Here is a 6,614-nt window from a genome sequence, read left to right as displayed (position 1 = left end):
GGATGCCCCGGCGCCCCCCTGGGAGGGGCCGGCGGGGGAGCGCCGCCCCCGTGCGAGACCCGCGGGGCGCCGTGGACGGGTGCATGAGCTATCGGTGCCGATGCGCGCGGACGCCGGCCGCGGCGGTCCCGTGAACCGCGACGGGAGGGGTGAGGAGGGTGCTGAACGCGTCTGGGTCTACGAACCCGGGGGAGCGCCCGCGTCCGGCACGCCCGTCCTGCTCCTGTTCGACGGGCAGATCTGGCTGCGTCGGATGGGACTCGTGCGGGCCCTCGACGCGCTCATCGCCTCGGGGGAACTCCCACCGCTGCACGTGGCCATGGTCGACTCGCGCGACCAGGGGGACTACCGCGCCGAGCATCTCGGTGTGCCCGGCGGGCAGGTCGACCTCGTCATCGACGGGCTCCTGCCCGTGCTCCGCAGCCGCTTCGCCGTCAGCCCGCTCGGCGCCGACACGATCGTCTCAGGGCAGAGCTACGGCGCTCTCGCGTCCTTGTGGGCGCTCGCGCTTGCCGACGGCGAGATCGGCCATGCCATCGCGCTCTCCCCGTCGCTGTGGCGCTTCGACGTGGGCCGAGCCCTGGCGGCCTGCCCGCGCTGGCTCACGGCACGGCTCCTGGCCGGGACCTTCGAGGGCCGGATGCTGGTCGACGCGCGCGCCCTCGCCCACGCTCTGAGGGGGCGCGACGTCGCGGTCACGCCTGTCAGCGGCGGTCACGACTGGGCGTGGTGGTCGGTCCGCATGATTCTGGAGTTGGTCGACCTGCTCAGTGCCGGGTCGGACGAGACGTCCTGACCGGCTGGGGTCTGAGCGCGGGTGAGGCCCGGGCTCGGGCCTCGCAGGCGGGCGGGCCGCGCAGCGCCGTCCGCGAGCGCGGGATTCAGCCGCCGCGAGGGACGTCTGACACCCTGCGACCGCCCTGTCCAGTGAGCCACGCAACAGAAATCATGCTCTCGGTGAACACGAGGGCTGTTACCTGGCCGTGACCTCACGCAACGTGATGGAGTGGGCCGCGTTTCCACGCCCCTGACTGACAGGACAGTTCATGAAGTCCACACGCCCACTCGCTATCGCACTGCTCTCCATCGTCCCTTTCACCGCCGTCTCGACGGCGCAGGCCGCCCCGGCGACCGGACCCTCCGTGCAGCAGGCCGCATCTGTGGCGCGTCCGGCGGACGCCTCCTCCGAGGGCGCCGGTTACGCGGACACGATTCTCCAGGACGTCAATGACCTGCGCACGCAGCTGGGCCTTCAGCCCGTGACCCGCTACACCCAGCTCGACTCCGTGGCTCAAACCTGGTCAGAGCAGATGGCGTCGCAGGACACGATGAGTCATAACCCGAGCTTCGCCGATCAGTTCCCCGGAGGCTGGAGCGCTGCCTCTGAAAACGTCGCCATGCGGACCGGGTCGGGCAGCACCGACATCGGCTCCCAGCTGTTCGACCAGTGGAAGGAGTCTCCCGGCCACTACGCCAATATGACCGCGACCGATGTCAACTCCATCGGCATCGGCATCGCCTACAACTCGTCGACGGACTCCTGGTACGCCACCCAGAACTTCGCCGACTATTCCGACCCGGCTTCGACGGGTCTGGCTCCGACCGGCCAGTCCTCGAGCTCGAATAACGATGCCGAGCAGCCCACTCCCGAGGCGTCCCCCCAGACGCCGGCCGGCTCGAACGACGCCGGTTCGTCAACGCCCGTCACCACCGGTGCGCCGGAGGGGGCCGCCGACGCGCCCTCCACCACCGACGCACCGGCCACCGCGACCGAGGCGGCGCCGAGCAAGAGCGCCGACGACCCGGCGTCATCCCCGGTGGCTTCCGCCGCTTCGTCCGACGATCCGACGGGCACCGCGGTCGTCGCCCGCGCCACCGCCAGTTCCGCCGACCCGACGGTGGTCGCGGCCAAGGCTCCCGCCAAGCCGACCCTGCCCGTCACCGGCGCCAGCTTGGCCGCCGGCCTGGTCGCCATTGTCGCCGTGGGAGCCGGAGTGGTGCTGCTTCGTCTGCGCCGCCGCGCCCGCTGACGAGCCCCATCCGTCGACCGCCGGGAGGAGCGGGCCCCTCGGGGCCCGCTCCTCCCGCGTGCGGATGGGCTCGGGGGGCTCTCCCTCCGTCTTACTCACCGGTGCAGTCCTGCGAAAAGGGGTGCTGGTACGGCCATGAGCCCGTACCGTGGGTCGCATGAGTACTCCCTTCTCCTCAGGCGACCCTGTTCCGAGCCCGAGCCCGATGACCCCGGGGCCTGCGCCTCAGCCTCCGCAGGGGCCGCCCGCGCAGCAGACGCAACCCCAGTACGCACCCGCGCAGGCGATGCCCGCCCCTGCGGCCGGTGCGCCGTCCTTCGGCGCGCCGGGCTCGTACATCCCGCCCAGGAAACGACTCGTACTCGCCTGCCTGGGCGGTGCCAATATCCTGGCGATGCTCCTGGCGTTCTCCCTGCCCGTGTACACGCTCAGCTCTTTCTTCGGGATCTCGAAGACCGTGACCCTGTTCACTTCCGGTTTCTGCGTTGTGTTCTTCCTCGTCTCGCTGGTTCTCATCGTGTGCGCGGTGGGCCTCATGTTCCTGGGGACGAAGGTGCGCCGCGGGGCGCTCTTCATCTACCCGGTGGTCGGTACGCTGTTCGGAGGTCTGCTCCTGGTCCTGTCCGTTCACTGGTCCGCCGTGGATGCCGACCCGGGTCTGGGCGTGGCGGTGGAGCGCGGTCCCGGTTTCCTCTTCCTGTGGGTGACTGTCATCACCTACATCGCGATGGCGGTCCTCGGCTTCCTGTTCATTCGGCGGCCGGCCGCTTTGAGGACGGCTCCCCCGCCCATGGGGGGATCCGCCGCTCCCGCCGCCGGCTTCCCGCAGCCCGCTGCGCCCTTCCAGCCGGGCGCGCAGCCTCAGGGGTCGACGGGCGCCGCCCCCTACATCCCGCCGCCGCAGGTTCCAGGCGCCGAGCAGGCGGATGGTTCCGGCCGACTGCGCTGAACTGACCGTTCGCGAACGTAGACGCGCGTGCGCAAGACGCAGGACATTGGACAGTGAACGATGTGAGGACTGACTCGGTGAACAACGATCCCGTCCCCTTCGCCCCTGCGTCGCCCGGCACGTCCGCCGCCGGCGTCGTCGTTCGGCCGGCTCGGTCCGATGACGCCGCGCGTGTCGCCCGCCTCCTGGCGCAGCGGGGCGTTTGCGTGGAGGAGGCGCTCGAGCAGGCCCCTCGCATGATCGATGCCCTCCCGGTTCTTCTCCTGGCGCTCCTGCCTGCGGCGGTCTCCGGCGCCGCCGCCTCCGGCGCCGCCGTCCCGGGAGACGACGACCTGGGCTCGAGCACGGCAGTGCCCCGAGCAACGGACCGGGCCGGGTCCGGCGACGCGCTGCTCGCGCCCGCCGCGCTCTCGGGAGCCTTCCCGCTGCCCGAGGACATGCGCACCTGGCTGCCCGAGCGGTCTCTCACTGCCCCTGCCTCCGCGGCCCGGAGGACCTGGATGGTCTCGGGCCTCGTCGTCGACCCCGACGCGCGCCGCCGCGGCGTCGGACGCGCGCTCCTGACCGCCATCGACGACGCCGTGCGCGTCTTCGAGCCCGATGTGGAGCTGTACAGCATCGTGAGCACCGCCGACCACGCCTGCGTCGGCCTGCACCTGGCGGTCGGTTTCGAGAAGGTCGCGCGAGTGAAGAGCTTCGGCGCCGTCACCTTCGAGGAACAAGGGGTCGTGCTGCGTCGAGGGGGCTGATGCCGCCCCTGTCCCGGTGCGCCGCTACCCGGCGGCCCCGCCGCGGTCGGAGGAGTCGAGCGGAACGGGGACCGGATCGGCCAGACGCAGCGCGTTGGGGCCCACGGCGTAGGTCACGCCCGGGTAGCGGCCGAACTGCTCCTCAGCACCCGGCACCCGCACCCTGGTCGATCTCAGGACCGACAGCACCTGAGCGGGAGACGGCCAGCTCGCGCTGGAAGCCCGACCCACCGGGCTGACCGGCGGATACCATGCCGCCTTGGGCCGCGCCATGAGGCGTCCCGGACTCCGTCGGTCGCGCAATGCATAAGCCCTCCAGGTCAGTATCGGGTGCGTGGCCACCCATTGCACGAGGTGCACCCAGACGCCGTGCTCGTAGACGGCGCGGTCCGCCAGCGCGTGCAGATTGACCTGCGCCCCCAGATACTTGCCGGCGCCCAGAAGCCCCATGACGCCCGGGACGCCGGCGGGGGCGATATCGTAACCGTGATTGTCCGCCGTGTACTCCTGAGCGCGTGAGAGCGCCCTGCCCAGCAGCGGCACGAATTCGACGACCTGCAGGATGAGGGTGCGCCAATAGGACACGTGTCCGGCGGCGAGGTGCCCGACCTCATGGGAGATGACGAAACGCAGAGCCTCGGGGTCTCGCGCCGACCCGCCGATCTCGAACAGGTCGGACTGCACGACGACGAAGCGGCGGAAGCCGTGCCCCGCCGCAAAGGCGTTAACCACACCATTGCCCAGGACCACATAGGCGTCCGGCACACGACGCATTCCGAAGCGCGCAGCGGCCTCCACCACCATCCGGTAGCCCTCGGGGAACTGAGTCGGGCTCATCTGCACCGAGCGGGCCCGCTGCCTGGCGTACAGGAAGGCGCGAAGAATCCATACGCTCAACGGCAGCAGCGGAATGGCCAGAAGATTCTTCGTCGTGCCCGTGCTGACGAGGTAATTGCGCACGTTCCCGGCCAGCCCCGTCGAGTCCGGCACGGTGATGAGCCACACCGCCAGGGCCAGCCCGGCGAGAATCCCCGTGGCGGTCACCGCCGTGCTCACCCATAGCAGCGGTATCTCCGCGGGGTGGCGCAGGGGGCGGATTCCTCGCGGGCCATGGGTGGTGGAGCCGTTGAAGACGCGAGGGCGCTCCGGAACACTCGACGGAGCGGGTGGGGACACAGTCATGATCGGGACCGTATCGGTTCGCGATGACGGCTCCAACCCCGGTGGGAGGATGTTGACGACGGGCCTTTCCTCCTGAGGGACGAGACTGCCCGACTCGTGGATCCGGTCGGCTGCAGCGGAGCGCGCGACCGGTCGTAGAGTCGGGGCGTGAGCGACCACGAGATTCCCTGGGGCATGCAGATCGCCGTCCGCTACGACAAGGTCCACCCCCCGCGGCGCATCGACGTCGTCGAGGCCGCGGCCCGCGCCGTCGTCGCCCTGCTCGCCTCGCCGCGGGCCGCGCCCGGCGGGGACTGGCACGACGCCGTCGAGCGCTGGAGGAACGGCCGCATCCGCAAACTCGTGCGCCGCGCCCGCGGACGACGCTGGGAGGAGGTCCAGGAGCTGCCCGGCGCCACCGTGACGCAGGCCGGGCCCGCCGGCTGGGGGAGGGCCGCGGCTCGGGCCTTCGTGCCCGGCCCGGTCCGGCCGCTGCCCCCGGCGCTGGCCAAGACGCAGGTCGAGGGCACCCACTTCCCCCACGGCGACGAGCTGCCGCCCCCGCCGGCCGCCATCACCGACGCCGTCGTACGCGAGGCCGGGGCCATTGAGGGCATCGAACTGACGAGCGCCTCGACGTCGTCGCACGCCCTCGTCACCATCGAGGTCACTCCCCTGGAGGAGATGACCAGCGGCAAGCTGTGCGCGCAGGCCGCCCACGCCGCCCAGCTCGCCTGGCAGAGCCCGGCCATGCCCAGTACGACCCGCGCCGCATGGGCGGCCCAGGACTACCGGGTCCGCGTCGTCTTCCCGACGCCGGACGCGTGGGCCGCCGCAGCCCGGCCGGTCTCGGTGATGGACGCCGGCTTCACCGAGCTCGACGGCCCCGCGGAGACCGCGCGGGCGGTGTGGTGAGCACCGGCCGGCGCGGTCAGAGGCGAGCCGACGACGGGTCGGACTCGTCGTCGTCGCTCACCGGCTCCGGCGTACCCCGGAAGACCCAGAAGCGCATCAGGGCGTAGAGGTAGAGGCCCTCGCAGCATGCCGATATGAGACGGGCCAGTTCGGCGTGCACGCCGATCCAATGCAGATAGGAGGACAGCCCCACGATAAAGATGACGTACTGGCTGGCGAGCCCAAGGGCATAGCGGGAGCCCTGCGCCACGAGATGACCGCGGGACTGGAAGTTCAGCCACCGGTTGAGCACCAGGGAGTACACCCCGGCGATCGCGTACCCCAGAGTAACGGCCAACGGGTAGAACCAATGGAGTCTGTCGTAGAACAACCACAGGAAACTGACGTCGATCAGGAATGCCGACCCGTTGATGAGGGCATAGCCGATGAAAGTCGCGGGAATGCGCTTGCGTAGCAGCCGGGGGATGAGCCGGTGGAGATGACTGATGAACCGGGAGAAGATTCGTGGCGCACGGCGGGAGGGGTCGTTGAAACGCTCGTCCAGTCTGTCGGAGATGCGCTCGCGGGCGGACGACGCGGCCGAACGCGCGGACGTGGACGTTCTGCGCGGCCTGGCGCTGAACTGGGCCGCGGCCCTGGCGGCATCCTGCGTCGTCATGTCATCCTCTCGCGAATCTCCCATGTCGTGCTCGTCTATGACGTTGAGTGTGTCGCGACGGGAGTATGTCGGACAAGACCTGAAGGATGAGAGAAACGCCGCCCGGGCCTCCTCCTTCAGAAGGAGGGGCGGACGATCTCCCCCGGCCGGTG

Annotated in this window: 7 protein-coding genes; 5 read left to right on the top strand and 2 right to left on the bottom strand. The window is 70.7% G+C overall.

All coding sequences use genetic code 11. The features are described 5' to 3' along the window. The 4 genes from HMPREF9062_RS11545 to HMPREF9062_RS11530 form a co-directional block, all read left to right on the top strand. Positions 1-796 (top strand): alpha/beta hydrolase (locus tag HMPREF9062_RS11545; RefSeq protein WP_253270716.1); only part of this gene is annotated, 796 nt, incomplete at its 5' end. A 250-nt stretch (positions 797-1,046) separates the two neighbouring features. Continuing rightward, positions 1,047-2,030, top strand: a complete 984-nt coding sequence (locus HMPREF9062_RS11540; protein ID WP_034254288.1) for a CAP domain-containing protein — start codon at positions 1,047-1,049, stop codon at positions 2,028-2,030. A gap of 157 nt (positions 2,031-2,187) precedes the next feature. After that, complete coding sequence (locus HMPREF9062_RS11535) at positions 2,188-2,979, top strand: hypothetical protein (RefSeq protein WP_156790034.1); 792 nt, start codon at positions 2,188-2,190, stop codon at positions 2,977-2,979. A gap of 77 nt (positions 2,980-3,056) precedes the next feature. Next, the gene (locus HMPREF9062_RS11530; RefSeq protein ID WP_050795359.1) at positions 3,057-3,728 is read left to right on the top strand and encodes a GNAT family N-acetyltransferase; all 672 of its coding nucleotides are present in this window, start codon (positions 3,057-3,059) and stop codon (positions 3,726-3,728) included. A 24-nt stretch (positions 3,729-3,752) separates the two neighbouring features. Here the strand turns inward: HMPREF9062_RS11530 and HMPREF9062_RS11525 are convergent, their stop codons facing one another. Next, positions 3,753-4,910, bottom strand: a complete 1,158-nt coding sequence (locus HMPREF9062_RS11525) for a M48 family metallopeptidase (protein ID WP_050795358.1) — start codon at positions 4,908-4,910, stop codon at positions 3,753-3,755. Between the two features lie 147 nt (positions 4,911-5,057). Between HMPREF9062_RS11525 and HMPREF9062_RS11520 the strand changes: the two genes are divergently transcribed. After that, positions 5,058-5,804, top strand: coding sequence for a hypothetical protein (locus HMPREF9062_RS11520; RefSeq protein ID WP_009750327.1), 747 nt, complete (start codon positions 5,058-5,060; stop codon positions 5,802-5,804). 16 nt (positions 5,805-5,820) lie between these two features. Here HMPREF9062_RS11520 and HMPREF9062_RS11515 read toward each other — a convergent pair whose 3' ends face one another. Then, positions 5,821-6,462, bottom strand: coding sequence for a GtrA family protein (locus HMPREF9062_RS11515; RefSeq protein WP_009750326.1), 642 nt, complete (start codon positions 6,460-6,462; stop codon positions 5,821-5,823). Positions 6,463-6,614 lie beyond the last annotated feature (152 nt).

The sequence above is a fragment of the Actinomyces sp. oral taxon 448 str. F0400 genome, from assembly GCF_000220835.1.
GTDB lineage: Bacteria > Actinomycetota > Actinomycetes > Actinomycetales > Actinomycetaceae > Actinomyces.
Note: the sequence above shows the minus strand (reverse complement) of the source record. Positions and strands in the feature narration are given on the sequence as shown.

What these genes read in the sequence shown, in the direction of transcription:
- HMPREF9062_RS11525 (WP_050795358.1), bottom strand. Translation starts at nt 4,910, where the DNA reads ATGACTGTGTCCCCACCCGCTCCGTCGAGTGTTCCGGAGCGCCCTCGC.
- HMPREF9062_RS11540 (WP_034254288.1), top strand. Translation starts at nt 1,047, where the DNA reads ATGAAGTCCACACGCCCACTCGCTATCGCACTGCTCTCCATCGTCCCT.
- HMPREF9062_RS11535 (WP_156790034.1), top strand. Translation starts at nt 2,188, where the DNA reads ATGAGTACTCCCTTCTCCTCAGGCGACCCTGTTCCGAGCCCGAGCCCG.
- HMPREF9062_RS11515 (WP_009750326.1), bottom strand. Translation starts at nt 6,462, where the DNA reads ATGACGACGCAGGATGCCGCCAGGGCCGCGGCCCAGTTCAGCGCCAGG.